The organism is Neobacillus paridis, from assembly GCF_016765675.1.
Taxonomy (GTDB): Bacteria; Bacillota; Bacilli; order Bacillales; family Cytobacillaceae; genus Neobacillus; species Neobacillus paridis.
Genome location: NZ_JAESWB010000109.1, coordinates 1 through 554 on the forward strand (window position 1 = coordinate 1; position 554 = coordinate 554).

A 554-nucleotide genomic window follows, 5' to 3' on the forward strand; every position below is an offset into this window, starting at 1 on the left:
AATGTTTGTTATATGCGGAGGATAAAATGTATGAGTTTAAATTGACTACGGTGGGCTCCAGTCAGGGCTTTATTGTGCCGAAAGAGGTCCGCGAGCGAATGGGCATTAAAAAAGGTGACCGTCTGTTTCTCACTGAGGCCGAAGACGGAAGCTTTCGACTCACACCGTATGATCCGACCTTTGAGCGCCAAATGAAATTGGCCGAGCAGATCATGCATGATGACCGGGATCTGTTGCGGGCCTTGGCCAAGTGAACTGGGAATGGATTCCCCCTTCCGTCGCCTATGCCATCCACGACAAGCAACTTGCTGAACATGGCGGGATAGCCGGCGTCAAAGACCATAATTTGGTCGGTTCGGCTCTGGCCCGGCCCCGACAGCTGGCTGTCTATGGTCAGCCTCCCCCGGATGTGGCGGACCTGGCTGCTGCTTATGCCTATGGCATCGCGCGCAACCATGGATTTAACGATGGAAACAAACGAACCGCTTGGATCCTTGCACGGCTCTTTGTCGGACTAAATGGCTATATCTTGCAGTTCAGCCAAGCCGAAGCGT

The 554-nt window shown here is 53.2% G+C and carries 2 protein-coding genes; both read left to right on the forward strand.

Going from position 1 to position 554, the window contains the following annotated elements; all coding sequences use genetic code 11:
- Positions 1–254: AbrB/MazE/SpoVT family DNA-binding domain-containing protein (locus tag JK635_RS28105; protein ID WP_235887937.1), on the forward strand; the 254-nt coding region annotated here is incomplete at its 5' end.
- Positions 251–554, forward strand: a 304-nt coding sequence (locus tag JK635_RS28110) for a type II toxin-antitoxin system death-on-curing family toxin (protein WP_202653131.1), incomplete at its 3' end; no start/stop codon positions are given. The genes JK635_RS28105 and JK635_RS28110, both read left to right, overlap by 4 nt.